The organism is Limnohabitans sp. JirII-31, from assembly GCF_002778315.1.
GTDB lineage: Bacteria > Pseudomonadota > Gammaproteobacteria > Burkholderiales > Burkholderiaceae_C > Limnohabitans.
Map to the genome: position 1 here is coordinate 1 of NZ_NESA01000032.1, position 1,329 is coordinate 1,329.

General features: G+C 51.9%; 1 protein-coding gene. It reads right to left on the reverse strand.

From position 1 onward, the window contains the following. Nucleotides 1-36: 36 nt before the first annotated feature. Nucleotides 37-1,265 (reverse strand): IS3 family transposase gene (locus B9Z41_RS16820; protein WP_369823361.1). Its coding sequence is split into 2 segments (ribosomal slippage): nucleotides 37-920 and nucleotides 920-1,265, totalling 1,230 coding nucleotides; the frame shifts between segments, so codons are not numbered across the junction. Nucleotides 1,266-1,329: the final 64 nt, after the last annotated feature.

A 1,329-nucleotide genomic window follows, 5' to 3' on the forward strand; every position in this document is an offset into this window, starting at 1 on the left:
TGGTCTTGACCCTGTAATCCAGTACCGTCGGTATATTCAAGTTACCGATTGTTTTTCCCTGAACACGGTCGGTGGCAAATATCCCAACGCACTGTGCGGGTGATAAGAATTGTAGTCATCGAACCAACCTTGCAATTGAGCCATCACCGTCTTTGAGTCAGGTCTGTTTGCCAACTTGGCATAGTCCCTTTTCAGCGTCTTCACAAAACTCTCTGCCATCCCGTTACTTTGCGGACTTGTCACAGGTGTCGTGATCGGCTTTAGCCCCAGCAGCTTTGCAAAACTCTTTGTCTCAACCGCCGTGTAACAACTGCCGTTGTCTGTCAGCCATTCGATTGGCTTGATCGGCGTCTCGCTTGTGCCAAATCGACGCTCCACCGCTTGCATCATCAAGTCACCAACCAACCCCGCATCAATGCCCTTGGTGGTCGCCACCCAACTCATCACCTCTCGGTCGCAACAGTCCAGCGCAAACGCCACTCTGACGCGCTCACCGTTGTCACAAGATAGTTCCAAACCGTCTGAACACCAACGTGTGTTGCTTTCCTTGACGGCAACCTTGCCTTCATGCTTCCTGGTGTCCAACGGCTTTTGACCCTGTCTAAATAACAACCAGCCCGCATCTCGCATCACGCGATACACCCGCTTGTGGTTGATGCCAATATGACCATCTAGTCTGAGCCTCGCCCAAACTCTTCGGTAACCATAAGTGGCTCGCTTTTGCACAACATCAGCAATGGCTTGCTTAACTTGGGCGTCATCTGATTTTGGCGGTGACCTTCTGTGGTCTACCCAATCAGGTGCACGATCTTTCTTTGCCAACACATGACTGCGCGATACGCCAAGGGCTTGGCACACAGCTCTCACTGCACGTCCCCGGGCAATACTGGCGATCGCGCAATCCACTTTTTTGCTTTGGCGAAGTCCACAGCCTCCTTGAGAATCTCGTTCTCCAAAGTCTTGCGGCCCAAGGCGCCTTCAAGTTGTTTGATACGTTTTATGGCCTCTTGGAGCTCAGAGGCAGGCACCACGGTTTCGTTTGCGCCAACGGCCACCAAGGAGCCTTCGAAGTAGGCCTTGCGCCATTGAAACACTTGCGCAGCCGTCACTCCATGCTCTCTGGCTACGAGTGAAACAGAACTGCCAGGTTCATTGGTTTGTTTGACGATTGCCAGCTTTTGCTCTGGTGTCCAGCGTCTTCGCCGTTGAACGCTTGTGACCACCTCAACCCGATTGGGCCTTGCTGAAGACATAGTCATATCCATAGTCGTATTCCTAGTTGTTAGTTTAAGGAATACCAACGGGACTGTTTTTCAGGGGGCTAACTCA